This is a genomic window from Anoxybacteroides tepidamans (assembly GCF_014201465.1).
Lineage (GTDB): Bacteria > Bacillota > Bacilli > Bacillales > Anoxybacillaceae > Anoxybacteroides > Anoxybacteroides tepidamans.
This window is the reverse complement of sequence record NZ_JACHEP010000002.1, coordinates 206,645-232,687: the sequence shown is the minus strand read 5'-3', so window position 1 is coordinate 232,687 and position 26,043 is coordinate 206,645. Positions and strand designations below refer to the sequence as shown.

General features: G+C 45.4%; 21 protein-coding genes and 4 pseudogenes. 20 read left to right on the top strand and 5 right to left on the bottom strand.

Going from position 1 to position 26,043, the window contains the following annotated elements:
* Window positions 1–53 precede the first annotated feature (53 nt).
* Entirely contained in the window at window positions 54–1,016 is a 963-nt protein-coding gene (locus HNQ34_RS04045; RefSeq protein WP_183251781.1) for a hypothetical protein, read from the bottom strand.
* A 298-nt stretch (window positions 1,017–1,314) separates the two neighbouring features.
* On the opposite strand from HNQ34_RS04045, the pseudogene HNQ34_RS04040 reads away from it, so the two are divergent.
* Window positions 1,315–1,584, top strand: a pseudogene (locus tag HNQ34_RS04040) (transposase); the annotation flags it as partial.
* 193 nt (window positions 1,585–1,777) lie between these two features.
* Here the strand turns inward: HNQ34_RS04040 and HNQ34_RS04035 are convergent.
* Both HNQ34_RS04035 and HNQ34_RS04030 read right to left on the bottom strand, forming a co-directional pair.
* Entirely contained in the window at window positions 1,778–2,395 is a 618-nt protein-coding gene (locus HNQ34_RS04035; RefSeq protein ID WP_183251779.1) for a LysE/ArgO family amino acid transporter, read from the bottom strand.
* A gap of 26 nt (window positions 2,396–2,421) precedes the next feature.
* Window positions 2,422–2,979: pseudogene (locus HNQ34_RS04030) on the bottom strand (fatty acid desaturase); the annotation flags it as partial.
* Here HNQ34_RS04030 and HNQ34_RS17915 point away from each other — a divergent pair.
* The 5 genes and pseudogenes from HNQ34_RS17915 to HNQ34_RS04005 form a co-directional block, all read left to right on the top strand.
* Window positions 2,972–3,372: pseudogene (locus tag HNQ34_RS17915) on the top strand (ISL3 family transposase); the annotation flags it as partial. The pseudogenes HNQ34_RS04030 and HNQ34_RS17915 overlap by 8 nt on opposite strands.
* Window positions 3,373–3,884: 512 nt before the next feature.
* On the top strand, window positions 3,885–4,787 hold the full coding sequence (locus HNQ34_RS04020; RefSeq protein ID WP_183252215.1) for a glycine betaine ABC transporter substrate-binding protein: 903 nt from the start codon (window positions 3,885–3,887) through the stop codon (window positions 4,785–4,787).
* 16 nt (window positions 4,788–4,803) lie between these two features.
* On the top strand, window positions 4,804–5,931 hold the full coding sequence (locus HNQ34_RS04015; protein ID WP_183251774.1) for a betaine/proline/choline family ABC transporter ATP-binding protein: 1,128 nt from the start codon (window positions 4,804–4,806) through the stop codon (window positions 5,929–5,931).
* Between the two features lie 221 nt (window positions 5,932–6,152).
* Complete coding sequence (locus HNQ34_RS04010; RefSeq protein WP_183251772.1) at window positions 6,153–6,782, top strand: ABC transporter permease; 630 nt, start codon at window positions 6,153–6,155, stop codon at window positions 6,780–6,782.
* 396 nt (window positions 6,783–7,178) lie between these two features.
* Window positions 7,179–7,825 (top strand): annotated as a pseudogene (locus HNQ34_RS04005) (IS982 family transposase); the annotation flags it as partial.
* On the opposite strand, the gene HNQ34_RS04000 reads toward HNQ34_RS04005, so the two are convergent.
* Together HNQ34_RS04000 and HNQ34_RS03995 are read right to left on the bottom strand one after the other, a co-directional pair.
* Window positions 7,825–8,043, bottom strand: coding sequence for a hypothetical protein (locus HNQ34_RS04000; protein ID WP_183251770.1), 219 nt, complete (start codon window positions 8,041–8,043; stop codon window positions 7,825–7,827). The pseudogene HNQ34_RS04005 and the gene HNQ34_RS04000 overlap by 1 nt on opposite strands.
* Before the next feature lie 199 nt (window positions 8,044–8,242).
* Entirely contained in the window at window positions 8,243–9,955 is a 1,713-nt protein-coding gene (locus HNQ34_RS03995; RefSeq protein ID WP_183251768.1) for an Rqc2 family fibronectin-binding protein, read from the bottom strand.
* A gap of 100 nt (window positions 9,956–10,055) precedes the next feature.
* On the opposite strand from HNQ34_RS03995, the gene HNQ34_RS03990 reads away from it, so the two are divergent.
* The 14 genes from HNQ34_RS03990 to rsgA all read left to right on the top strand — a co-directional run bounded on the left by HNQ34_RS03990 (window position 10,056) and on the right by rsgA (window position 26,043).
* A complete protein-coding gene (locus HNQ34_RS03990) occupies window positions 10,056–12,746 on the top strand; it encodes a calcium-translocating P-type ATPase, SERCA-type (protein ID WP_183251766.1) in 2,691 nt (896 codons plus the stop codon).
* 136 nt (window positions 12,747–12,882) lie between these two features.
* Window positions 12,883–13,758, top strand: a complete 876-nt coding sequence (locus HNQ34_RS03985; protein WP_183251764.1) for a YicC/YloC family endoribonuclease — start codon at window positions 12,883–12,885, stop codon at window positions 13,756–13,758.
* 56 nt (window positions 13,759–13,814) lie between these two features.
* Window positions 13,815–14,078, top strand: a complete 264-nt coding sequence (gene remA, locus HNQ34_RS03980; protein ID WP_027408190.1) for an extracellular matrix/biofilm regulator RemA — start codon at window positions 13,815–13,817, stop codon at window positions 14,076–14,078.
* A 14-nt stretch (window positions 14,079–14,092) separates the two neighbouring features.
* Complete coding sequence (gene gmk / locus HNQ34_RS03975; RefSeq protein WP_183251762.1) at window positions 14,093–14,707, top strand: guanylate kinase; 615 nt, start codon at window positions 14,093–14,095, stop codon at window positions 14,705–14,707.
* A 2-nt stretch (window positions 14,708–14,709) separates the two neighbouring features.
* Window positions 14,710–14,916 (top strand): DNA-directed RNA polymerase subunit omega, encoded by a 207-nt coding sequence (rpoZ, locus tag HNQ34_RS03970; RefSeq protein WP_183251760.1) that lies wholly within the window; start codon window positions 14,710–14,712, stop codon window positions 14,914–14,916.
* Window positions 14,917–14,972: 56 nt separating this feature from the next.
* The gene (coaBC, locus tag HNQ34_RS03965) at window positions 14,973–16,169 is read left to right on the top strand and encodes a bifunctional phosphopantothenoylcysteine decarboxylase/phosphopantothenate--cysteine ligase CoaBC (RefSeq protein ID WP_183251758.1); all 1,197 of its coding nucleotides are present in this window, start codon (window positions 14,973–14,975) and stop codon (window positions 16,167–16,169) included.
* The gene (gene priA / locus HNQ34_RS03960) at window positions 16,166–18,580 is read left to right on the top strand and encodes a primosomal protein N' (protein ID WP_183251756.1); all 2,415 of its coding nucleotides are present in this window, start codon (window positions 16,166–16,168) and stop codon (window positions 18,578–18,580) included. Before coaBC ends, priA begins: the two co-directional genes overlap by 4 nt.
* A 15-nt stretch (window positions 18,581–18,595) precedes the next feature.
* Complete coding sequence (gene def / locus HNQ34_RS03955) at window positions 18,596–19,069, top strand: peptide deformylase (RefSeq protein ID WP_183251754.1); 474 nt, start codon at window positions 18,596–18,598, stop codon at window positions 19,067–19,069.
* 11 nt (window positions 19,070–19,080) lie between these two features.
* Window positions 19,081–20,031 (top strand): methionyl-tRNA formyltransferase, encoded by a 951-nt coding sequence (gene fmt / locus HNQ34_RS03950; protein ID WP_183251752.1) that lies wholly within the window; start codon window positions 19,081–19,083, stop codon window positions 20,029–20,031.
* Window positions 20,021–21,364 carry a 16S rRNA (cytosine(967)-C(5))-methyltransferase RsmB gene (gene rsmB / locus HNQ34_RS03945; protein ID WP_183251750.1) on the top strand — a complete coding sequence of 448 codons (1,344 nt, stop codon included), beginning with the start codon at window positions 20,021–20,023 and terminating at the stop codon, window positions 21,362–21,364. Before fmt ends, rsmB begins: the two co-directional genes overlap by 11 nt.
* A gap of 5 nt (window positions 21,365–21,369) precedes the next feature.
* Window positions 21,370–22,458, top strand: coding sequence for a 23S rRNA (adenine(2503)-C(2))-methyltransferase RlmN (rlmN, locus tag HNQ34_RS03940; protein ID WP_183251748.1), 1,089 nt, complete (start codon window positions 21,370–21,372; stop codon window positions 22,456–22,458).
* A gap of 4 nt (window positions 22,459–22,462) precedes the next feature.
* Window positions 22,463–23,212 carry a Stp1/IreP family PP2C-type Ser/Thr phosphatase gene (locus HNQ34_RS03935; RefSeq protein ID WP_183251746.1) on the top strand — a complete coding sequence of 250 codons (750 nt, stop codon included), beginning with the start codon at window positions 22,463–22,465 and terminating at the stop codon, window positions 23,210–23,212.
* Between the two features lie 6 nt (window positions 23,213–23,218).
* A complete protein-coding gene (gene pknB, locus HNQ34_RS03930) occupies window positions 23,219–25,192 on the top strand; it encodes a Stk1 family PASTA domain-containing Ser/Thr kinase (RefSeq protein WP_183251744.1) in 1,974 nt (657 codons plus the stop codon).
* Window positions 25,162–26,043, top strand: a complete 882-nt coding sequence (gene rsgA / locus HNQ34_RS03925; RefSeq protein ID WP_183251742.1) for a ribosome small subunit-dependent GTPase A — start codon at window positions 25,162–25,164, stop codon at window positions 26,041–26,043. The genes pknB and rsgA overlap by 31 nt, the downstream gene beginning before the upstream one ends.

The window sequence follows — 26,043 nt, the reverse complement described above, 5'->3', positions numbered from 1 at the left end:
GCGCTTAGTATTGGGTTAATTGCTGCGATGAGAAGTGTTGTTGCGTGGCTAGATTATTTCGCTTTTAATGCGCGAATCTCATTTTCCTGTTCAAGCGAACGAAATGCGAGTGATTGGAGAACGAGCTCTTGCCGCGCTTGGCCGGCGATGACATCGTCTAGTTTTCGTAGCGCTTGGGCGAGGGTTTGTTTCATGGCTGGGATTTCGTTAATGGCTTCTAACGTTTCCATCACCGCTTGTTTAATAAATGGAATGTCTGCCACATCCTCTTTCGTCGCCATTGTTTGTTCGATGTGACTCACACGACTTTCTAGAGATTGAATATCCTCTTTTAGCGCAGCCACATCCTCTTTCGTCGCCATTGTTTGTTCGATGTGGCTCACACGACTTTCTAGAGATTGAATATCCTCTTTTAGCGCAACAACGTCCTCTTTCGTTGCCATTGTGTGTTCCATGTGTTCGATTCGTTTGCTTACAGCGACAATATCGTCTTTGGTAGCCATCCGCTGTTCGATGCTGGTGATATCGTCTTTCGTTGCCATCGTTTGTTCAATGTGGCTAATGCGGTTGTCCATGGCAGCGATATCGTCTTTCGTTGCCATCGTTTGTTCAATGTGGCTGATGCGGTTGTCCATGGCAGCGATATCGTCTTTCGTTGCCATCGTTTGTTCGATGTGGCTGATGCGGTTGTCCATGGCAGCAATATCGTCTTTCGTCGCCATCGTCTGTTCGATCTGCTCGATTCGTTTGTTTACAGCGACGATATCCTCTTTTGTCGCCATCGTTTGTTCAATGTGGCTGATGCGGTTGTCCATGGCAGCAATATCGTCTTTCGTCGCCATCGTCTGTTCGATCTGCTCGATTCGTTTGTTTACAGCGACGATATCCTCTTTTGTCGCCATCGTTTGTTCGATGTGGCTAATGCGGTTGTCCATGGCAGCGATATCGCCTTTCGTTGCCATATTTGTCCGCAAAAACGCCAACTCATCAAAAATGCGTTGTAACAACTGCTCCATCATGTTCACCTCCTTTTTTCGTTATCCATTATATCATCATTCGACAAAAAAGAAGCAGGATCGAAAGGAAAATATGACAAAAAATTTTTTGAACTTTTTTGGCTCTTCACCAAAAGTTGTACTTGATTTTTTCATAATATGCCCTACTTATGTTTCCGAGGGAAAACCAGCGAACTAATGTTTTTTTGCATATACTTGTTCAGAGAAGTTTACCGTTTGTCAAGTACATGTTGTGGTGATGAACCTTGAAAAAGTAGTTCTGGAATAGTGTGCTAATTTACACCATTGGCCGAAGGGACAACTTTTTGTCATTCGCATGAAAGAAAATGTACAGATTCATCGTCATCACCGTTTACAGCGTCTTGCTTCTTCTGATTCCAATGTCATCGCTGATTTGACTGGTCAGCTAGGAACGAAGCAATGCCGTTCGAAGAAACGTCATCGAGTGGTCATCTTTGGTGATGCCCATGGAAAGGAGATTTGCGTCGTAACGAATGTCTTTGACGTATCGGCAGAAAAGATTGCCGACATGTATCAAGAGCGTTGGGCAGTCGAAGTCTTTTTTCGATGTCATAGGCCCCCATTCTTGATTTTTTAAATATTGTTCATTACTCCTTATAAACTCTTCTAAAATAGTACGTGATGCATAATTTTCTTTTACTACGACATTCTTCGCTATCATGCATGTAATATGTGTATTTGGATATTGTTCAAAGATTTTTGGATCCACCGCAACAGTTATCAATTGCATCACTCCCTGCTTACAACATTTTATACAATTGAACGGCTATGTATAAAGCTACTCCCCATATGATCAAAGCTGATAGTTTATTTATCATTTTTAAAAGTGTTCCCTTTGTATCGAAATTACCGACTATTCTTCCGGCAATGGCAAGACATAAAAACCAAATCCAAGAAACCGAAATGGTCGCAATAGTAAACACAACTTTGTCTAAACCATTGTAACTAAGCGAACTAGTTCCAATCACCCCCACTGTATCTAGGATGGCATGTGGATTGAGAAGAGACACAGATAATGCAAACATAATCTGTTTTTTAGGAGTCAACGCAACTTCTTTCATGCTTAAGCTTGCAGGGGCGCTATTCCAAATAGACCACCCCATATAAATCAGAAATAATAACCCTAAAGAAAAGAGTACAGTTTGTAGTAAAGGAACTGTAAAAACAATAACAGAGACTCCAAACACAGCTAACAAAATGAGTAAAGTATCACAAAGCGAAGCCGTAATGATTACTGGAACTGCCCCTCTGAACTTTGGTTGTGAAGCCCCTTGGTTGAAGACAAAGACATTCTGCGCACCAAGGGGTAGAATTAATCCAAAAGCTAATGCAATCCCATGAAGTAATGCTGTCAACATGATGTTCCCACCTTTTCATGAACCCATTAACTAATTTTACCTTTACCTCTATCAAAAGAGATGCCACATATATCCTCAATGATACTATAAAACCCTAGTAAGAATGATTTAAAAAATCCCGTACAATGATGAGCCTCTCTGTATGCAGCGTCCTCCATTAGGATTAAATGTGCCTTCTTTAAGTTATAGTGAGGAATCGCAGGAAACAAATGATGTACAAGATGATAATTGTCATGATGTGGATGTAAAAAGAACCTTCCTATTGGGTTACAAAAAGTATTTCTGCTAGCATATAATTCATTAACGTTTTTTAAGCCGGAATGCTCCGCCATTTCTGCCCAATATCTTATAACTTGAAATGTAGTAAGAAGAGGAACGAACCAAAACAAAATTAACTCTTTCCAAAAGTTAAACTCGATACTTGCTGTGATAATCGATAGCCAAAACAAAATTTTTACCACTCGCTCTGACCAAGGCTCTTCTTTTGAAAAAATATTTACTTTAATTGTCCCGTATATATACTTCGGAACATGTATCAACGTAAGCGGCTTTATAATATGCTGGATTATAAATTGACGTGCATTAGCGCATGTGTCTGATTCTGCTCGGTATGTCGTAAGCGATTTGGCTCCAGCGATGAAAAAAGCCATTCAAGGAGCGTGTCCAGAAGCCATACATGTGGTCGATTATTTTCATGTCATTCAGCTGTTTACGGAAGCTTTAGATCGTTGTCGCAAATAGTTAGACATTGGATTCACCGATATATGTTTTGCACCTGTTCCGTTGTGCGCTCCATCGCAAAAGCACTCGTCAAACGAACAGAAGAAATCATTTCGTGCATTTTGTCGCCTTATTCAAATGGGAAAATGGAGGGAACGAATAACAAGATCAAATTGATCAAGCGCCGAGGATATGGATACAGAAATATCCAACGATTTGCATTGCGAGTACGGCTAGAAACAGCTACCATACTTTAGTGGCAGGTGCACGTACATCTTTTGGTGATGAACCCTTTTTATACAAAAAATGAAAGTTAACGCTATGCGAACACTTTTGGGACATCCTCTGCTTTCCTTTTTCTTTTCTTTTTCTTTTCGATCTGCTCATCCTAGGGACTGGAAATCGTTATCTGAAAGAATGTGAAAATGTTCCGAAATAATTCGCAAAAATTTTGCACATTATTCAGAATCCATCTGAAGTAATTTGAAAAAGGATTGTGAATAATGTGCTAATTTACAACATGGCATCAGCCCGAACATCACGAATTCGGAGTATTCAGGAGGATTCCAAAGTATTCCCGAGCATTTTTCAGCATAGGGGAGGAGAGGGCGTTCATCGACGCGAGAATAGGCGATAGGTGAGGATATCACTGGATACCAAATTTGCCAACAGAAACCAAACCGCGATATCCTATTTTTGCGACGCTTTTTCATCCCCTCTGCGTCCTTTTTGCCCCTTTTTTATGATAGTAGCCAAACAAGGAGGAATGATAGTGCGTAAATGGTTCACTTCATTGATCGCTGTCGGGCTTTTGTTGTCATTGGCGGCCTGCAGTGGAACAAGCGATACAAAAGGGAAAATCGTTATTTCGGGAAAGAAGTTTACCGAGCAAGTCATTTTGACGCATTTGCTGGCGGAGTATGTGAAAGCGAACACCGATTTGGGTGTGGATGTGAAAGATAGCCTCGGCGGCGCGTTTATGCTCCAACAAGCCATTGAAAATGGGGATGTCGACATGTATGTCGAGTACACGGGGACCGGGTATTTGAACATTTTAAAACAGCCATATGATCCAGCGAAAACGCCAGAACAAATCTACAACGAAACGAAAAAATTGTATAAGGAAAAGTACAACATCGCTTGGCTCAAACCACTCGGATTTAATAACACATACGCATTGGCAATGCGAAGAGACCTTGCGGAAAAACTCGGGGTGAAAACGTACTCCGATTTAGTGAAGCATTCGTCCTCCCTCACGTTCGGGTCAGACGCCGAGTTTTTTGAGCGAAGCGACGGCTATGACGGGCTTGTCGATACGTACGGATTCCACTTCAAAAAAACAGTCAACATTGATCCAGACTTACAATACGAAGCGGCGAAAAACGGCGAGATTGACATCATCACCGCCTATACGACCGATGCCCGCATTAAAAAATACGATCTCGTCGTGTTAGAAGATGACAAACATTACTTCCCTCCGTACCACGCCGTGCCGATTATCCGCCAAGAAGTGCTCAATGCCAACCGAGGGCTGGAAGAAAAGCTGAACAAGCTGGCCAGTGTGTTGACCGATGAAAAAATGATGGAATTAAACGGCGAAGTAAACTTGGAAGGAAAACATCCGCGCGAGGTGGCGATTGATTTCTTAAAAGCGGAAGGACTGATCGACTAGAAAGCGAGGAATGCCCATGATTCGGTTTGAAAACGTGACGAAACAGTATGAGGACGGGTTTGTCGCCTTGAAAAATATGAATCTCGAAATTCGCAGAGGGGAGCTCGTCGCCCTCATCGGGCCGAGCGGATGCGGGAAAACGACGACGATGCGGATGATCAATCGCTTGATCGAGCCGACATCAGGAAAAGTATACATCGATGGGCAAGACATTTCCGAGCTCGACCCGGTCGAACTGCGGCGCAACATCGGCTACGTCATCCAGCAAATCGGTTTGTTTCCGCATATGACGATCGCGGAAAACATCGCGCTCGTGCCGAAGTTGAAAAAATGGGAAAAACACGCCTATGAAAAACGGGTTGATGAGCTACTTGAGCTCGTCGGGTTGGACCCTTCGACGTTCAAGCACCGCTATCCGTCGGAGCTCAGCGGCGGGCAGCAGCAGCGTGTCGGCGTCGTCCGCGCCTTGGCCGCCGAGCCGGACATCATTTTAATGGATGAGCCGTTCAGCGCCTTGGACCCGATCAGCCGCGAACAGCTGCAAGATGACATCGTTCGTCTGCAAGAAGAAATCCACAAAACGATCGTCTTTGTCACTCACGATATGGATGAGGCGATTAAAATCGCCGATCGGATCGCGCTCATGAAAGATGGGAAAATTGTCCAGTTTGCCAATCCGGACCAAATGCTCCGGCGGCCTGCGAACACGTTTGTCCGCGAGTTTATCGGTGAAAACCGGCTACTAACCCGTCAGACGGCCGTGCCGACAGCGGAAGACTTAATGTCTGATACCGTCGCGACGATCTCGCCAAGGCGCGGCTTGGCCGAAGCGTTCCGGCTGATGAAAGCGAAAAAAGTCGACAGCCTAGTTGTTGTCGATAAGAAGCAATCGTTTCTTGGCATCGTAACGTTGAAACAAATCGAACAGAGATACAACGAAGAACATTTGTTGATCGCCGACATCGCCGATTACGATGTAACGACATTGGCGAAAGAAGCGGACGTCACGAACGTCGCCGCTTTGTTCCAAGATCCGGACGTGCGCATCATCCCGGTGCTTGACGGCGAACGGCTGATCGGCGGGATTACACGCTCGAGCATGATGCGTGCCCTCGCGGAGTGGACGTTCCAGCAGCAAGCTTAAAGAAACGAACGGAGCACGGACAGATGGCAGCTTGGAAAAGCCATGCTATCCCGTTCGTAGCCAATCCTATCAGCCGCTTGCCTTAGGTTGCCGCTTTGCCTAAATGTACAGAAAAAGGTTGGGCCGCTTGCTCCAAAACGGCGGCGAGAGCCTTACACAAGGGCTCAGTCCATGACCGTGCGGCGACCATCCACTGCGGTTTTCCGTCAAGGAGGGATACAATGAAATTGTTACAGACATTTATCGAACGAAAAGAAGAAATTTGGCTCGCCTTTCAAGAACATGTGCTGTTATCGGCCATTGCCATGGGCATTGCGATCGCCGTCGCCGTGCCGCTCGGCGTCTTCTTAACGCGCTACCGGAAGCTCGCCGAGCCGATCATTGGCGTTGCCGCCATCATTCAAACGATTCCGAGCTTGGCGCTGCTTGGGTTTATGCTGCCGATTTTCGGCATCGGCAAACTGCCGGCGATCATTGCCTTGACGCTGTATGCCCTGTTGCCGATTTTGCGCAATACGTACACCGGTATTCTCGGCGTCGATCCGGCGCTCGTTGACGCTGGGAAAGGGATGGGTATGACGTCGCGGCAAATTTTATGGATGGTCGAGTTGCCGCTTTCGCTTCCGGTTATCATGGCCGGCGTACGCACAGCGACCGTGCTGACGATCGGCGTCGCTGCTTTAGCGACGTTTATCGGCGCCGGCGGGCTTGGCGACTTGATTGACCGTGGCTTGCGCATCGCCGACAAAAACTTGATTTTAGCCGGCGCCATCCCAGCCGCGATTTTAGCGATTTTGTTTGACTGGCTACTGCGGAAGGTGGAAAAGAAAGTGACGCCGAAGGGATTGTAACCTATCCTCGCACCGTTTCCCCGCCCGCAAGTGGGCTGTGCTATGACCTGTTATTTTTCGATGAATGGAATCCCGATTTTCGACAGCGACTAGATAAGCAAAATACCTCTAAATCCTTTTGTATCAAAGGACTAGAGGCATTAGACATACTTCAGGCATGTATCTAGAAGGATGGTGAAATTCAGCTCTGTTCGATCATTATCGCGAATGCCTCATGGGGGAGTTGTGTGAAATAATTTTAACCAGTCTTGAAAATCGCCTTCATAAAGGACCATACCATTGTGTGGAAAAATTAAATGCGAGTCAATAATTAAGATAAACTCAAGCAAGCATAAAAATAACCCTTGCCTGCGGATCTCCTTAAAATGAAAGTGCGACCAAACATTGAGAAGGAGAATCCCTAGGCAAGAGCCTTTCATTTTACTACAGGCGAATATTCAAAAACAATATGCAGCCACTTTCTTCTTTGTTTGTGCCCAACTTTCATAAATTCAGATCTATCTTCAACGTCGCAATCGCCATTTGGTGAAACAAGAAGACGCTGTCATCATTGCCATTCATAATTTTATTTTAGGGAAGTTGTTTGTTTTTTTTCCGAACGTGCATGGCATCGCTTTGTCAGCGGAAACTTGTTTACAAAGGGATAGTTTCTCGAACGTTCCCGATATAACCGCCGTTGTCGAGCGTTGCGTTTTGCGATCAAATAGATTTGTCATGAACTGGCCGCGGCCACGTCATGCCTATGCCGTGGTCGACAGCTTGCCGGTTGGAGTGTGCCATGTCGCGAGAATACACTGTGCAAAACGATTTCAAGGGATCGCACACATCGGGTACTGCGCTTCAAAAAAGCAATGGTACTGCGGGTTGAAACGGCACCTTCAAGTGACCGATTAAGGTTTGCCAATGGATATGTAGTGACGGAAGCATCCTGCCACGATCGAATCGCAGCCGAAACCGTGATGACTCAAATTCCCCATCCCTATAACCTCGAGGACAAAGGGTTCATTAGCCGTGACCTACCAAAAAGGCTGTACGATGAATACTAAGTGGCATTTTGGACTTCGTCTCGAAAAAGCCAGAGACACCGTCCATCCGATTGGGCGATTCGTTTGTTCACGGCAACGATATCGTCTTTCGCTGCCATTGTTTGTTCGATGTGGTTCACGCGGCCTTCTAGAGCTCGGATATCGTCTTTTAGCGCAGCAACATCCTCTTTCGTCGCCATCGTTTGCTCGATATGGATAATGCATTTGTCGAGCACGGCAATATCGTCCTTTGTCGCGATATTTGTGCGTAAAAATGATAATCGAAAATGCGTTGTAATGCCGCTTCCACTTTTTCACCTTCTTTTATACTACGTCAATTATTATAGCGTCTTTCCTAAGTGATTGCCATCGAAAAAACTGGACAAAAATGGGTGTAAACTGACTGAACGATTGATAATGAAAAAAACCGCCTATTCAGACGGATTTTTTCATTTGAACGACCAATTCTTCATCCGGGGTGACGTAAATCGTCTGTTGGTTTTCGTAAATGACAAAGCCTGGTTTGGCGCCGTTCGGTTTTTTGACGTAGCGGATGCGCGTATAGTCCACCGGAACGGAGCTGGAGTGGCGCGCTTTGCTGAAGTAAGCAGCTAAATTCGCAGCTTCGATGATCGTTTGTTCCGATGGATGTTTGCTGCGAATGACGACGTGCGAGCCTGGAATGTCTTTCGTATGGAGCCAAATATCGTCTTTACCTGCCAGCTTGTTTGTTAAATAATCGTTTTGCTTATTGTTTTTGCCGACGAAAATTTCCGTGCCGTCGCTTGATACGTAGCGCTCGAGTTCAATCGAGCGCATCTTTTGTTTTTTCTGTTTTGTCGCTCGCGCCCGCAAATATCCTTGTTCAATTAATTCTTCGCGAATTTCTTCGATATCTTTCGGTGCGGCTGTTTCGAGCTGTTGCAAAAGCGTTTCGAAGTACACGATTTCTTCTTTCGTTCGCTCGATTTGTTGCTGCACGATGGAAAGTGAATTTTTCGCTTTTTGGTATTTTTGAAAATAGCTTTGCGCGTTTTCCGACGGCGATTTTTGTTTATCAAGCGGAATGGTAATTGTTGCGCCATTTTCGTCATAGTAGTTTATCACTTCAATTTCTTTCATTCCCCGCTGAACCGCATAAAGGTTAGCGGTTAACAATTCCCCATATAGCCGATATTGTTCCGCTTGTTTTGCTTCTTCTAACGTTTGTTCCAACTTTAACAGCTTTTTCTCATTTTTTGCTTTTTCATTGGCGACAAATCGTTCTAAATCGTGCGCTTGCTGTTTGACACGGTCGCGTTCGGCCTTGCCGAAATAAAAGCGGTCAAGCATTTCGCTTAGCGTACGAAACGTTTTCGCCTCTGCCTGCAAATGCGTAAGCGGCAGCACGTAAAACCATTCTTTTTGCCCGTTTGTATAAATAGAAGGAGTAAACTGCCCGTTTCGCACTTCTTCGATTAAGGCGATAAAACTTTTCGGCAACGTCGTCCGATTGGCGAGCCCTGCGCGAAAGACGGCTTCCTTTGCAAAGAGCGGTGAAACGCCAGCAAAAGTAGCGACGAGCTGATCGGTCAGTTTTCCTGCATGAAAATCGAGTTTTTTCATCACCGTTTCTTCCGTCGCCAAGAGCGGATTGATTTTTTCATGGGACGGCGGAGCGATGTATTCGTGGCCGGGCAATACTGTTCGGTAACGGTTCACCGCCGGGGAAAGATGTTTAATGCTGTCAATGATTGTATTCGTTTCTTTGTCGATTAAGATCATGTTGCTGTGGCGACCCATGATTTCAATGATTAATTGCTTTGACGATACATCGCCAATTTCATTCCGCCCTTTTGTTTCAATAACGATGATCCGGTCAAAATCGACTTGTTGAATCGATTCAATGATGCTTCCTTCCAAATGTTTGCGCAAAAGCATGCAAAACATCGGCGGCTCGGCTGGATTGTCGTACGCTTCGCTCGTCAAATGAATACGCGCATAGCTCGGGTGCGCCGACAGCAGCAACTTATGATTTTGCCCGTACGAGCGAATATACAGCACAAGTTCGTGCGGAAACGGCTGATAAATTTTCGTAATGCGCCCACCTTCGAGCGCCTCTTTTAGCTCTTTTGCCATTGCATATGTAAATACTCCGTCAAACGACATAAAAAACACCTTTCTACCTTTTTATTTCATTATACCATATCATTTTTTCGGACATGTCTGAATAAGCTTTCATAGAAAAGCGAAGAGGAGGGAGAAACGGATGCAGTGGCATACGCTCGCACCAAACGATGTGGCGAAAGAAACGAACACGAATTTAGTGACGGGGCTGACGACAGAAGAAGCAAAAAAACGGTTGAAGCGATTCGGTGATAATAAGCTAAAAGAAACGAAAAAGCAGTCGGCGCTTTTATTGTTTTTCCATCAATTTCAAGATTTTATGGTGCTTGTATTGCTTGTAGCAACGGTTATTTCTGGCTTTCTTGGCGAATATGTCGATGCGATCGCTATTATCGTCATTGTTATCATGAACGCATGCTTAGGTTTTTTTCAAGAAAGGCGCGCTGAAAAATCGCTTGAAGCACTGAAGCAATTGTCCGCCCCGCAAGCGATCGTGTTGCGCGACGGGGAATGGGTGAAAGTGCGTTCCCAAGAACTCGTCGTCGGCGATGTCATTAAATTTTCAAGCGGCGACCGCATCGGGGCAGACGTCCGGCTCATCGACGCAAAAGGGCTGGAAATCGAAGAATCGGCGCTCACAGGAGAGTCTGTTCCGACCATAAAAATAGCCGCCCCACTTACGAATGAACATGCGACGATTGGCGACTTACATAACATGGCGTTTATGGGGACATTAGTAACACGTGGAAGCGGCGTCGGTATTATCATTGCGACCGGAATGAAAACAGCGATGGGGCAAATCGCCAACCTTCTTCAAGAAGCAGAAACGGTAGCGACACCATTGCAGCGGAAACTAGAGCAGCTCGGAAAAATTTTAATCGTCGTGGCGCTTTTGCTTACCGTTCTTGTCGTTGTCGTCGGCGTGATTCAAGGCCACCAATTGTACGAAATGTTTTTGGCAGGCGTGTCGCTCGCGGTTGCCGCCATTCCGGAAGGATTGCCGGCTATTGTTACGATCGCGTTGGCGCTTGGCGTACAGCGCATGATTAAGAAAAATGCGATCGTCCGTAAACTCCCAGCCGTGGAAACGTTAGGCTGCGCCTCCGTCATTTGTTCCGATAAAACGGGAACGATGACAGAAAATATGATGACCGTGACGCATATATGGGCGAGCGGAAAAACGTGGACGGTCAGCGGAACAGGGCTGGAAACGAATGGACAGTTTTATGAACACGATCGTCCTGTTGATGTCCAAAAAGACGCGTCTTTACAGAAGCTTCTTACATTTGGTGTACTTTGCAACAACGCGCAACTAAAAGAAAAAAACCATCGCCGCTATATCGATGGCGATCCGACCGAGGGAGCGCTGCTTGTCGCGGCGCTGAAAGCCGGTTTAACAAAAGAACGGCTTAATGCGGAATTTGTAATGGAGCACGAATTTCCGTTTGACTCGGAACGAAAAATGATGACCGTCATCGTTAAAGATAGCAGCGGGCGGCGCTGGATTGTAACGAAGGGAGCACCGGATGTACTATTAGAAATAAGCGATCGCATCACATGGAACGGACGCGAACAACAAATGGCGTCCGCTTGGCGAAAAACGGTGCAAGAAGTCATTCAGACGATGGCGAATAAAGCGTTGCGCACAATTGCCATCGCTTATCGTCCGTTAGCAGCTCATGAACGAATCATAACGGAAAAAGACGCAGAAAAAGCGCTTATTTTTGTCGGCATTCAAGGGATGATCGACCCGCCGCGTCCAGAAGTGAAAAAAGCGATTTACCAATGCAAAGAAGCAGGCATTAAAACGGTAATGATTACCGGTGACCATGTGTTAACGGCCAAAGCAATTGCCAAGCAGTTAGGGATTTTGCCGAACAACGGGAAAGTGATGGACGGTCAAACGTTGTCCCGGCTTTCGGTTGATGAATTAGAACAAGTGGTTGATGATATTTATGTATTTGCCCGTGTGTCACCAGAACATAAATTGAAAATTGTCAAAGCGTTGCAAAGAAGAGGACATATTGTCGCGATGACCGGCGACGGCGTTAACGATGCGCCGGCGATTAAAGCAGCAGATATCGGGGTGGCGATGGGGAAATCTGGAACCGATGTCGCGAAAGAAGCGGCGGCGCTCGTATTGTTAGATGATAATTTTGCGACGATTCAAGCAGCGATTCATGAAGGAAGAAACATTTACGAAAACATCCGCAAATTTATCCGCTACTTGCTTGCTTCGAACGTCGGCGAAATTTTAGTGATGTTATTTGCGATGCTGTTAGCGTTACCGCTGCCGCTCGTGCCGATTCAAATTTTATGGGTCAATCTCGTGACCGACGGATTGCCAGCAATGGCGCTCGGACTTGACCAAGCAGAAGAAAACGTCATGAAACGAAAACCGCGCCATCCGAAAGAAGGAGTATTTGCCCGCGGACTTGGCTGGAAAATCGTTAGCCGCGGCTTCATCATCGGTCTAGTAACGCTTGCTGCGTTTATGACCGTTTACGAACGAAGCGAGCAAAACCTTGTATACGCGCAGACGGCGGCGTTTGCGACATTAGTGATGGCCCAGCTCATTCATGTATTTGATTGCCGCTGCGAACGTTCGGTTTTTGATCGCAATCCGTTTGGAAATTTATATCTTGTCGGTGCGGTGCTTTTATCTGTTTTGCTGTTGCTTGTTGTCATTTATTATCCGCCGTTGCAAAGTGTATTCCATACTGTTCCGCTCGCTTTATTCGACTGGTTGTTAATCGTTGGACTCGCCGCATTGCCGACATTTTTATTTGCCGGTTCGTTTTTCACAAGAAAATCGCGGACAAATATGTTATAATATGCAAGGTGATAGGAGATTTCCTATGACCTTTTCTTTTTGATCACGGCTCGTTGCTGCGTTTTGTAGGTAAGAGAGTAACCATTTTGCTGCTTTAGTCATAGGAGTTTTAAGATGACGCAATGGATGTGATAACATGGTATGCAGTATGACCGGCTTCGGCCGAAGCAAACAAACAAATGGACGCATCAGCATGACGGTAGAAATGAAGTCTGTCAACCACCGTTTTCGCGAAATTTCTGTCCGCCTCCCTAGACAACTGTTAATATTTGAGGATAAAATAAAAAAAGTAATTTCGCAATATGTAAAAAGAGGCAGAGTAGAAGTATTTATTACGATTGAAGGAGAAGGATGGACGAAACGAAAGCTGCAAGTTGATTGGCAGCTGATGAGCGATTACTATGAACGTTTACAGGAAGCAACTGCGCATTTTTCGCTTCAAGACCGCATTACATTAGGGCAATTGTTCCAGCTTGAAGGAGTAACAGAGGTTATGGAGGAAGAAGCGGAAAATGAAAAAGTCGAACAGCTTCTCCTATCGGCAACTGAAGAAGCTGCACAACAGTTAAAAGCGATGCGCGAAAAAGAGGGGCAAGCGCTGCTTTACGATATACGGGAGCAGCTGGCGGTCATTACACAATGTGTTCATCATGTTCAACAGCTCGCTCCTGAAGTCGCTAAGCGGTATCATGAGCGGTTGATGAAGCGAATAAATGAGCTTGTGCAAGGAGCGGTCGATGAAACGCGCCTCGCCATGGAAGTAGCAATTTTTGCTGAGAAAGCCGATATTAATGAAGAATTAAAACGGATTCGTAGCCATATTGAACAATTGCAGATTACGTTGTACCAATCGGAGCCGATCGGACGCAAGCTCGATTTTTTAGTACAAGAGTTGAATCGCGAAGTGAACACAATCGGTTCGAAAGCAAATGACAGTCGTATTGCCTTGCAAGTCGTCGAAATGAAAAGTGCGCTTGAAAAGGTGAAAGAGCAAGTGCAAAATATTGAGTAATCGTTTATAACAACGAGATTGCGGCAACAATAATTTTTATGGCAGGTGGAATTTCTGTGGGGATTAAATTAGTCAATATTGGCTACGGAAATATGGTTTCAGCCTCTCGGATTATCTCGATTGTCAATCCGGATTCCGCACCGATTAAACGGATTGTCCAAGATGCGCGAGAAAGTGGCAAACTGATTGATGCAACCCACGGCAGAAGAACGCGTGCGGTCATTATTATGGATAGCGATCATGTCATTTTATCTTCGGTGCAGCCGGAAACGGTGGCGCATCGGCTATATGAACGTGACGATTTATCAGAGGAAGGGTAGGTTTCCAAACGTTTATGAGTGAGAGAGGGCTATTAATTGTATTATCAGGGCCGTCTGGTGTCGGAAAGGGGACGGTACGGAAAGCGTTATTTTCCCAACCAGATATTAACTTGCATTATTCGATTTCTGTGACGACAAGAAAACCGCGCGAAGGAGAAGTAGACGGCGTCGATTACTTCTTTAAAACGCGCGAAGAATTTGAACAAATGATTCGCGAAAACAAGTTGCTTGAATGGGCGGAATATGTCGGCAACTATTATGGTACGCCGATCGACTATGTGGAAAAAACACTTCAAGAAGGAAAAGACGTGTTTTTGGAAATCGAAGTGCAAGGAGCTTTGCAAGTGCGCAAGGCATTTCCAGAAGGGCTGTTTATTTTCCTAGCGCCACCGAGCTTGAGCGAGCTGAAAAACCGCATTGTGACAAGAGGAACCGAATCGGAAGAATTGATTAACGACCGCATGAAAGCGGCAAGAGAAGAACTTGAAATGATGGATGCGTACGATTATGTCGTCGAAAATGACCAAGTCGAGCTAGCGTGCGAGCGCATTAAAGCGATTGTGACAGCCGAACATTGCAAACGCGAGCGCGTGGCACAACGCTATAAAAAAATGTTGGAGGTAGAATAAGCATGTTGTATCCTTCCATCGACTTATTAATGGAAAAACTAGATTCCAAATATACGCTTGTGAGCGTTGCGGCGAAACGAGCGCGCCAGCTGCAAGAAAACGAGAATGATTTGATGATTGAAAAGCCGGTATCGAAAAAATTCGTCGGGAAAGCGTTAGAGGAAATTGCCGCAGGTCATATCGAACTAGTAAGAGAAGAGGAGAAATAACAACCTAGGTTTTAGGTTGTTATTTTTTTACAAAAATGAAAGGGGAGCGTCGCAAAATGATCTATGGAAAAAACATTTTATTATGTGTCACAGGCGGAATTGCCGTATATAAAGCCGCGGCTTTAACGAGCCAATTAACGCAGCGCGGTGCCAATGTGAAAGTCATCATGAGTGAGGCCGCCTGCAAGTTCGTTACGCCGTTAACGTTTCAAACTCTATCGCGAAATGACGTATACATTGATACGTTTGAAGAAAAACAGTCTGCCGTCATCGCTCATATCGATTTGGCTGATTGGGCGGATCTTGTAGTTGTTGCGCCGGCGACAGCCAATACGATTGGGAAACTGGCACACGGAATTGCCGACAATATGGTCACGACAACATTGCTTGCCACAACTGCGCCGGTATGGGTCGCGCCGGCGATGAACGTTCATATGTACGAGCATCCGGCTGTTCGCGAAAATATCGAAAAGCTCGTTCGTTTCGGCTATCGGTTCATCGAGCCTAGTGAAGGACATTTGGCGTGTGGCTATGTTGGAAAAGGAAGATTAGAAGAGCCGGAGAATATTATCGTTGCCATCGAACAATATTTTTCGTCGCCATCGCCGCTTTTAAAAGGAAAAAAAGTGCTCGTGACTGCAGGACCGACGCGCGAAAAAATCGATCCCGTTCGTTTTTTTACGAACCGGTCGACGGGTAAAATGGGCTATGCGATTGCAGAAACAGCGGCTGAATTTGGTGCGGAAGTGACGCTCGTTTCCGGCCCGACGAATTTGCCGTCTCCGCCGAACGTCGAAACGATTCACATTGAATCGGCTCAAGAAATGTACGAAGAAGTGATCAAACGGTTTCCGCACGTCGATATTGTTATTAAATCAGCCGCTGTCGCCGATTATCGTCCAAAGCATGTGTTTCATGAAAAAATGAAAAAACAGCCGGGCGACTTAATCATTGAAATGGAACGAACGATCGATATTTTAAAAACGCTGGGCGAACAAAAAACGACTCAGTTTTTAGTCGGGTTTGCTGCTGAAACCGAACATGTCGAAGAATATGCCCGTAAAAAACTGCAAAGCAAAAACTTAGATATGATTGTTGCGAATAACGTATCCCAAGAAGGAGCAGGATTTGCCGGCGACACGAACATTGTTACCATTTTTAAGCGCAATGGCTCGGTGATGACTCTCCCGCTTTTACCGAAGAAAAAAGTGGCAGAAGAAATTTTAAAAGAGATTGTCGGGGCGATGAAATGAAAGTAGCAGAGGTCATTGTTGATGTTCCAGCACGGCAAACAGACCGGCCGTTTGATTACGAAATACCGGAAAAGTGGGCAGAGGTGTTGCAAGTCGGCATGCGTGTGGCAGTGCCGTTTGGCGCCCGGCGATTGCAAGGTTTTGTCGTTAGCATTAAATCCCATTCTGATTTAAAGACGTTAAAACCGATTGAAGCTATTTTAGATGTCGTGCCGGTATTAAACGAAGAATTATTGCGCTTAGGGCAATATTTAACGGAAACGACGCTTTGCTTTGCGATTTCTGCTTACCAGGCGATGTTGCCGGCCGCACTGAAAGCGAAATATGAAAAAGAAATCCGGCTTGTCAGTGAGACATATCGCATGCATCTGCATCCGAGCGTTCAACCGTTTTTTGCTGAGCGATCGGCCATTTCATGGAAAGAAATCGAGCATACAAACGTGTTATCCCGCTTGCAAAAAGACATTCAAAACGGTTATTTGGAAGTAGTATACCACGTCAAAGAAAAGGGAACGAAAAAGACGGTGAAATATATTGTCTGCTCTTTGCCGGAAGAACGAAGAAAAGAAGCGCTTGAGTCGATTCCGGCGAACGCTACGAAGCAAAAGCATTTGCTTACCCTTCTTTTTTCAGCAGCAGACGGAATGCCGTTAAAAGAAGCGCTCGAACAAAGCGGTGCTTCTTATGCTACCGTAAAAACGCTAATTCAAAAAGGAATGATCTGCGAATACGAAATCGAAACATACCGCGATCCATATGGGCAACGTCACTTCGAAAAGACAGCGCCGCTCTCGCTAACTGATGAACAACAGCAAGCGCTCGCCCCGATTGTCGAAAGCGTGCGCACCAATAAACATCACGTTTTTTTGCTGTATGGCGTCACAGGCAGCGGAAAAACGGAAGTGTATATGCAAGCGATTGAAGAAGTGCTAAAACAAGGGAAAGAGGCGATTGTTCTTGTTCCCGAAATTTCGCTTACTCCGCAAATGGTCGAGCGTTTTAAAGGGAGATTCGGTTCACAAGTGGCCGTGCTTCACAGCGGACTATCAATCGGTGAAAAGTACGATGAGTGGCGAAAAATTCACCGGAAAGAAGTCAAGCTCGTTGTCGGGGCTCGTTCTGCCATTTTTGCTCCGTTTGAAAATCTCGGCATGATCATTATCGATGAAGAACATGAAGCGAGCTATAAACAAGAAGAAACGCCGCGTTATCACGCCCGTGATGTGGCGATTTACCGCGCGCGCTTTCATCAATGTCCGGTCGTGCTTGGCAGCGCCACTCCGTCGCTTGAATCGTTTGCTCGCGCCAAAAAAGGAGTGTACCGGCTGCTTACGCTAAAAAAGCGCATGAACGAAAACGGACTACCGGCCGTCAACATTGTCGACATGCGCGAAGAGTTAAGAAGCGGCAACCGTTCGATGTTTTCGCGAACATTATTTAAAAAATTACAAGACCGCCTTTATAAAGGAGAACAAGCAGTGCTCTTTTTAAACCGGCGCGGCTATTCTACGTTTGTGATGTGCCGCGACTGCGGGTACGTCATTCGCTGTCCGCACTGCGATATTTCGCTTACGTATCATCGGGTGCAACAACGGTTAAAATGCCACTACTGCGGCTATGAAGAACCGGTTGCGCATCGTTGTCCATCGTGTGAGAGCGAACATATCCGCTTTTTTGGCACGGGAACGCAAAAAGTGGAAGAAGAATTAACGAAACTTCTTCCACAAGCGCGGGTTATTCGGATGGATGTTGATACGACGAGCCGAAAAGGGGCGCATGAGCGGTTGCTTTCGGCGTTTGGCGAAGGAAAAGCCGACATTTTGCTCGGCACGCAAATGATTGCAAAAGGATTAGATTTTCCGAAAGTGACGTTAGTAGGCGTCTTAACAGCTGATACGATGCTCCATCTTCCGGATTTCCGTGCCTGTGAAAAAACGTTTCAGCTGTTAACGCAAGTAAGCGGGCGCGCAGGGCGCCATGAACTGCCGGGGGAAGTCGTCATTCAAACATATACGCCGGAACATTACAGCATTGAACTAGCCGCCCAGCACGACTATGAAACGTTTTATCAAAAAGAAATGGCGATTCGCAAGCTTCAAGGTTATCCACCGTTTTATTACTTAACGCTCATTACCGTTTCGCATCCGGAGTTAACAAAAGCGGTTTCGGTAACGGAAAAAATCGCCGCGTATTTGCACGCTCATTTATCGAAAGAAGCGCTTATTCTTGGACCAGTAGCGTCGCCGATTGCGCGTCTCCATGATAGATATCGCTACCAATGCATGATAAAATACAAGCGGGAGGCCAATTTTACTCAAGTGTTAAAAACAGTGGTCGACCGCTATCAACAAGACATGTCCCAAGGGGATTTATTGATTACGATTGATACAAATCCATATATGATGATGTAAATTGGAGGAATCATTTTGGCTAAACTAAACATCGTAACATATCCAGCAGAAGTGTTAGAAACGGTTTGCGAAAAAGTAACCGAATTTGACCGTAAACTTGTTAAACTATTAAATGACATGTACGATACGATGATCGAGGCGGACGGCGTTGGTTTAGCCGCTCCGCAAGTCGGCATCGCCAAACAAATCGCGATTGTCGATATTGGTGATCAACATGGCCGAATTGAACTGATCAATCCGGTTATTTTGGAGTCGCGCGGAGAGCAAATCGGTCCTGAAGGATGTTTAAGCTTTCCGGGATTGTTTGGCGAAGTAAAACGGGCAGAGTACGTGAAAGTGCGGGCGCAAAACCGGCGCGGCCGCTCCTTTATGATCGAAGCGACCGGCTTTTTGGCGCGCGCGTTGCAACATGAGATCGATCATTTAAACGGCATTTTGTTTACAGCGAAAGTCATTCGTTATTATGAAGCAGAAGAGTTAGAAGGGTAGATGATGCATACATGGTAAGAATCGTCTTTATGGGAACGCCTGACTTTTCGGTTCCAGTGCTAAAGCAGCTAATCTGTGACGGATACGAGGTGGTCGGTGTCGTCACGCAGCCAGACAAGCCGAAAGGGCGCAAAAAAGAACTTACGCCTCCTCCGGTCAAAGTCGAGGCTGAAAAACACGGGATTCCTGTATTTCAGCCGGTGAAAATTCGCGAAAAGGAGCAGTATGAACAAGTACTCGCGCTAAAGCCGGACTTAATTGTGACGGCAGCGTTTGGCCAAATTTTGCCGAAAGAATTGTTAGAAGCACCGAAGTATGGCTGCATTAACGTTCATGCCTCTCTTCTTCCGGAGTTGCGCGGCGGTGCTCCGATTCATTATGCAATTTTGCAAGGAAAAACAAAAACAGGCATCACGATTATGTACATGGTAGAGAAGCTTGATGCAGGCGATATTTTAACGCAAGTCGAAGTGCCGATTGCGGAAACAGATACGGTCGGCACGCTCCATGATAAATTAAGCATTGCCGGGGCTAAACTGCTATCAGAAACGATTCCGCTATTGCTGGAAGGAAAAATTACACCGGTGAAGCAAGAGGAAGAAAAAGCGACATTTGCCTATAACATTAAACGCGAGCAAGAAAAAATTGATTGGACGAAAACCGGCGAAGATATCTATAACCATATTCGTGGCTTGAATCCTTGGCCTGTGGCATACACGACATATAAAGGACAAGTGTGGAAAATTTGGTGGGGAGAAAAAGTTCCGGCACAACGACAGGCTGCGCCAAGCACGGTCATTGAAGCGACCCGTGACGGCATTGTTGTAGCGACTGGAAACGAAACAGCGATTAAAATTACGGAATTGCAGCCGGCAGGCAAAAAACGAATGAGCGCTGAGCAATTTTTGCGCGGCGCTGGCGTGACAATCGGAACAAAGCTAGGAGATGACAATGAGAACTAAAAACGCACGAGAAGTAGCATTAGAGACGCTGTTAGCGATCGAAGAAAAAGAAGCTTACAGCAATTTATTGCTCAATCAAATGATTCGCACACACCGCTTATCGGAAAAAGATACCGGGTTATTGACAGAAATCGTCTACGGCACCCTCCAACGCCGTGATACGTTGGACTATTATTTGCGCCCGTTTGTCAAAAAAGCGCATAAACTGCAAACATGGGTAAAAGTATTGCTTCGTTTATCGCTCTATCAAATGCTATATCTTGACCGCATTCCTGATCGCGCCGTTATTTTTGAGGCGGTGGAAATGGCGAAAAAGCGCGGCCATCGCGGCATTGCTTCGATGGTTAACGGAGTTCTGCGCGCTATTCAGCGCGAAGGTGTTCCGTCGTTTGACGCCATCAATGATGAGATCGAACGGCTGGCGGTTGAAACGAGCCATCCGCATTGGCTTGTGAAGCGATGGGTTGCGCAATATGGCATGGAAGAAACGAAAAAAATGTGTTTCGCCAACTTAATTGCCCCAAAGCAAACGGCGCGAGTCAATACAGCAAGAACAACGGTAGACGAAGTGATCGAAAAGCTGTCTGAAGAAGGCGTCGAGGTCATGCATGGAGACATTGCAGACGAAGCCATTAAAGTAAAAAAAGGAAGTTTAGCGCATACGAAAACGTTTCAAGACGGATATATCACAATTCAAGATGAAAGTTCGATGCTTGTCGCGCGGGCGCTTCAACCTTGTGAACATGAACGAGTGCTTGACAGCTGCGCTGCGCCCGGCGGCAAATCGACGCATATCGCAGAGCTGATGAATGGCACGGGACAAGTTGTTTCACTCGATATTCATGAACATAAAGTAAAATTGATTGAGGAACAAGCGAAGCGGCTTCAGCTTTCAAACATCACTGCTAAAGTGCTCGATAGCCGCCAAGCTTCCGCTTATTTTGCCGATGAATCGTTTGATAAAATTTTAGTAGATGCGCCTTGTTCGGGATTTGGAGTGATCCGCCGCAAGCCGGATATTAAATACGCTAAAACCGAAGCTGATCTGCCGGCGTTAGCAGCTTTACAGCTCAACATTTTAATAGAAGCCGCACCGTTGCTAAAAGCAGGCGGCACGCTCGTTTACAGCACGTGTACCGTCGATCGTGACGAAAACGAAGCGGTAGTAGCCGAATTTTTGCGGCAGCATCCGGAATTTGAACTCGACGATACGCTGAAAGAGCGGATGCCGCAAGCGGTGCATCCATATGTGAAAGACGGACAGCTATGTTTATTGCCACACTATTTCGATTCAGACGGATTTTTTATCGCATCATTACGAAAGAAGGTGTAACTTCATTGGAAAAAACAATAGAGCATACTTCACAACAAGCAGAAATCTATTTGCCGTCGATTTATTCGCTCACATTAGAACAATTGCAGGCGTGGATGGCCGAACAAGGGGAAAAGCCGTTTCGCGCGGTGCAAGTATACGAATGGTTATATGAAAAGCGGGTAACTTCATTTGCTGAAATGACTAATCTTCCAAAAAGCTTGCGTGAAAAGCTGGCAACGCAGTTTACGATCACCACGTTAAAAACGCTCGTTCAGCAAACATCGAAAGACGGCACGATGAAATTTTTATTTGAGCTTCATGACGGCTATTCGATCGAAACGGTTTTAATGCGGCATGATTACGGCAATTCCATTTGTGTCACGACGCAAGTAGGCTGCCGCATCGGCTGCACATTTTGCGCTTCTACTCTCGGCGGGTTAAAACGACATTTGGAAGCGGGAGAGATCGTGGCTCAAGTCGTTAAAGTGCAAAAAGTGTTAGACGAACAGGGCGAGCGCGTCGATAGTATCGTCGTGATGGGAATTGGCGAACCGTTTGACAATTACGACGAGCTGATCAAATTTTTAAAAATTGTCAACCATCCAAAAGGATTGCATATCGGGGCGCGCCATATTACCGTATCAACAAGCGGCATCATTCCGAAAATTTATCAATTTGCCGATGAAGGAACGCAAATTAATTTCGCGATTTCATTGCACGCACCGACGACGGAATTGCGCACAAAACTAATGCCGATTAACAAAGCGTACCCGCTGCCAAAATTGATGGAAGCGGTGCGCTATTACGTTGAAAAAACGGGGCGCAGAGTGACGTTTGAGTACGGACTATTCGGCGGAGTGAACGATCAAATCGAGCATGCAGAACAATTGGTGGAACTGTTGAAAGGGTTAAAATGCCACGTTAATTTAATTCCTGTCAACTACGTACCGGAACGAAATTACGTCCGAACACCGCGTGAGCAAATTTTTGCTTTTGAGCGAACACTCAAAAAACATGGAATCAATGTGACGATTCGCCGTGAGCAAGGACACGATATCGATGCAGCATGCGGGCAGCTTCGCGCGAAGGAGCGAAAAGAAGAGACGAGGTGAAAAAATGAAAGCTGTTTTCCAAACAGACATCGGGAAAATCCGATCTCATAACGAAGACTGCGGCGGTATTTTTCAAAATAAAGACGGCGATTATTTGGCGGTTGTCGCTGATGGCATGGGCGGCCATCGCGCGGGGGATGTAGCGAGTGAAATGACGATTACGTATTTAAAAAATGAGTGGGAAGAGACGGAAAACATCTCTTCCCCTGAAAAAGCGGAACAATGGCTGAAAGAGCATATTGCGAACATCAACCGAATCTTATTTGACCATTCGTTACATTATGAGGAATGCCAAGGAATGGGAACAACGATTGTAAGCGCCATTTGTACCGATCAATTTGCGACGATCGGTCATATCGGTGATAGCCGTTGTTATTTGTTTAATCAACATGGATTCCAACAAATTACAGAAGACCATTCCCTTGTCAATGAATTAGTGAAAACGGGGCAAATTTCGAAGGAAGATGCTGAGCATCATCCACGCAAAAACGTGTTATTGCGCGCGCTCGGAACGGAAAAAGACGTGAAGCTAGATATTAAGACGATCAGCGTCGATGAACATGATCAACTGCTTTTATGTTCGGACGGATTATCGAATAAACTATCAGAGCAAGCAATGTTGGATATTTTAACGTCGGATCGGTCGCTGGAAGAAAAAGCGCAAACATTAATCCATTTAGCTAATGAGCATGGCGGCGAAGACAACATTACGTTAGCCATCGTTGAATTTTCATCGGAATGTGAAAGCGGGTGATGACGCATGCTCATAGGCAAACGATTAAGCGGGCGCTATAAAGTAATAAGTTTGCTCGGCGGCGGAGGCATGGCAAACGTCTATTTGGCAAGAGATATGATTTTAGAGCGCGATGTGGCCATTAAAGTGTTGCGCTTTGATTTTGCGAACGATGAACAATTTATTAAGCGATTTCGCCGCGAAGCGCAAGCAGCGACGAGCTTAAACCATGAAAATATCGTCAGCATTTATGATGTCGGTGAAGATGAAGGCATTTATTATATTGTTATGGAGTATGTGCGCGGATCTACGTTAAAACAATATATTCAACAACATGCCCCACTGAGTGTCCATAAAGCATTGGATATTATGGAACAGCTCACATCCGCCATTTCTCATGCGCACGCGAACGGCATCATCCATCGCGATATTAAGCCACAAAACATTTTGATCGATGAACACGGAAAGGTGAAAATTACGGACTTTGGCATCGCTGTCGCATTAAGCTCGACAACGATTACGCAAACGAATTCTGTGCTCGGTTCGGTTCATTATTTATCCCCTGAACAGGCGCGCGGCGGTGTAGCGACCGAAAAATCGGATATTTATTCGCTTGGCATTGTCATGTTCGAATTGTTAACAGGACGTCTTCCTTTTTCTGGGGAATCTGCAGTTTCGATTGTATTGAAGCATTTGCAAACGGAAACTCCTTCTCCGAAAGCGTGGAACCCTACGATCCCACAAAGCGTGGAAAACGTTATTTTAAAGGCGACAGCGAAAGACCCGTTTTATCGGTATCAATCGGCGCGAGAAATGAACGAAGACATTCGCACAGCGCTTCATCCAAACCGGGTGAATGAAAAAAAATTTACGCTCCCTGACGACGATGAACCGACAAAAGCGATCCCGATTATAAAAAACAAGGAATTGGCAGAACAAACGATCATACGTGAAGAAAAGAATGAACAAGCACCTCACGAACCAAAAAGGAAAAGGAAATGGATTGGCTGGCTTATAGCGTTGTTTTTGTTGATGGTTGCTGTTGGCGTGAGCGCCATAACATGGATACCGGCATTTTTCTTTCCGAAAGACGTGACTGTCCCGGATGTAACGAATCAAGATTACGATCAAGCGGTGGCGAAATTATCTTCGCTAGGTTTTGAGATTAAAGATACAATTGAAGTAGAAGATAACGAAATTGCAGAAGGAAATGTTATTCGTACGAAACCGAAAGCAGGAGAAGTCGTTAAACAAGGAACAGCGATTACGATTTATAAAAGCATCGGGAAAAAGAAAGTGGAATTTGGAAATTTTATCGGAGAAGATATTCATTTGGTCGAAGAACAATTGAAAAATGAAAACTATTTAATCGTCAGACGCATCGAACGCTATAGTGAAGAACCGGCTGGAACGATTCTTGAACAATTTCCTTCTCCAGGTGAAAAAGTCGTTCCTGAAGAAACGGAAGTAGAGTTTACGGTGAGTGCTGGAACACCGAAAGTGATGTTAAAAGATTTAACCGGTTATACGGAAAAAAGTGTGCGCGATTATGCAGAAGAACAGCAATTGAACGTCATTGTGAAACAAGAATATTCCGATCAAGTGCCGGAAGGAATTGTCATTTCACAAACACCGAGCGCCAATACCGAATTGCAAAAAGGAGATACGATTACAGTCGTCATTTCACGTGGAAAAGAGCCGCTCCCGAACAAAACGGTTGTGAAAGAAATTGAAATTCCGTACGAACCTGAACAGGAAGGGGAAGTGGTCGAGGCGCAGTTGTATATTCAGGATGCTAACCATGATATGACAAAACCGTATAAAACATATCGACTTACTGCACCAATCAAAGAAACGGTCGAGTTTGTCATTCCATACGAAGGACAAGGGTACTACCGCATTATCGTGAATAACATCGTAAAACAAGAAGGAACGATTCCGTATCCATATTCAAAAAAAGAGGTGAAGCTATGGCAGAAGGGAAAATCATCAAAGCGTTAAGCGGATTTTACTATGTGTTAAGTGAAGGGAAAGTGATTCAATGCCGGGGAAGAGGAGTATTTCGCAAACAAAAAATTACTCCTCTTGTCGGGGACTATGTTTTGTTTGAAGCAAGCAGCCAAACGGACGGATACATTATGGAAGTGCGTGAACGGAAAAATGAACTTGTGCGCCCGCCGATCGCAAATGTCAATCAAGCGATTCTCGTCTTTTCTGCGGTAGAGCCGGATTTTAGTTCCATTCTTCTTGATCGGTTTCTCGTTTTGGTTGAATCTAAAAAAATTCGGCCAATTATTGTCATCAATAAAATGGATTTGCTCAGCGGAAAGACGAAGCCGATCGTCGAGGGATACATTCGTGATTACCGCCATATCGGCTATGACGTCATCGCAACATCGACGGTGACCAAATCGGGAGTGGAGCAGTTGCTTCCATATTTAGAAGGGCGCATTTCGGTGTTTGCTGGCCAATCGGGAGTAGGAAAATCATCGCTTTTAAACGCACTTCGACCAGGTTTGAATTTAAAAACAAACGATATTTCGACGCATTTAGGGCGCGGAAAACATACGACTCGCCACGTCGAACTAATCGAAATCGGCGGCGGACTTGTTGCCGATACGCCAGGTTTTAGCGCCCTAGAATTCAACGACTTAGAAGAAGGACAATTGCCGCTTTGCTTTCCAGAATTTCTCGAGCGCAGCCATGAATGTAAATTTCGTGGATGCACACATATGTCTGAACCGAAATGCGCCGTCAAAAAAGCGCTTGAAGCTGGAGACATTCCTGCTTATCGCTACAATCATTACGTAAGTTTTATGGAAGAAATTAAAGAAAGAAAGACGAGGTATTAA

Bases quoted from the DNA above. Each gene is read 5' to 3' on its own strand.
- HNQ34_RS04045 (WP_183251781.1), bottom strand. From the start codon at position 1,016: ATGGAGCAGTTGTTACAACGCATTTTTGATGAGTTGGCGTTTTTGCGG.
- HNQ34_RS04035 (WP_183251779.1), bottom strand. From the start codon at position 2,395: ATGTTGACAGCATTACTTCATGGGATTGCATTAGCTTTTGGATTAATT.
- HNQ34_RS04015 (WP_183251774.1), top strand. From the start codon at position 4,804: ATGATTCGGTTTGAAAACGTGACGAAACAGTATGAGGACGGGTTTGTC.
- HNQ34_RS04010 (WP_183251772.1), top strand. From the start codon at position 6,153: ATGAAATTGTTACAGACATTTATCGAACGAAAAGAAGAAATTTGGCTC.
- HNQ34_RS03995 (WP_183251768.1), bottom strand. From the start codon at position 9,955: ATGTCGTTTGACGGAGTATTTACATATGCAATGGCAAAAGAGCTAAAA.
- HNQ34_RS03990 (WP_183251766.1), top strand. From the start codon at position 10,056: ATGCAGTGGCATACGCTCGCACCAAACGATGTGGCGAAAGAAACGAAC.
- HNQ34_RS03985 (WP_183251764.1), top strand. From the start codon at position 12,883: ATGGTATGCAGTATGACCGGCTTCGGCCGAAGCAAACAAACAAATGGA.
- gmk (WP_183251762.1), top strand. From the start codon at position 14,093: ATGAGTGAGAGAGGGCTATTAATTGTATTATCAGGGCCGTCTGGTGTC.
- rpoZ (WP_183251760.1), top strand. From the start codon at position 14,710: ATGTTGTATCCTTCCATCGACTTATTAATGGAAAAACTAGATTCCAAA.
- coaBC (WP_183251758.1), top strand. From the start codon at position 14,973: ATGATCTATGGAAAAAACATTTTATTATGTGTCACAGGCGGAATTGCC.
- priA (WP_183251756.1), top strand. From the start codon at position 16,166: ATGAAAGTAGCAGAGGTCATTGTTGATGTTCCAGCACGGCAAACAGAC.
- fmt (WP_183251752.1), top strand. From the start codon at position 19,081: ATGGTAAGAATCGTCTTTATGGGAACGCCTGACTTTTCGGTTCCAGTG.
- rsmB (WP_183251750.1), top strand. From the start codon at position 20,021: ATGAGAACTAAAAACGCACGAGAAGTAGCATTAGAGACGCTGTTAGCG.
- HNQ34_RS03935 (WP_183251746.1), top strand. From the start codon at position 22,463: ATGAAAGCTGTTTTCCAAACAGACATCGGGAAAATCCGATCTCATAAC.
- pknB (WP_183251744.1), top strand. From the start codon at position 23,219: ATGCTCATAGGCAAACGATTAAGCGGGCGCTATAAAGTAATAAGTTTG.
- rsgA (WP_183251742.1), top strand. From the start codon at position 25,162: ATGGCAGAAGGGAAAATCATCAAAGCGTTAAGCGGATTTTACTATGTG.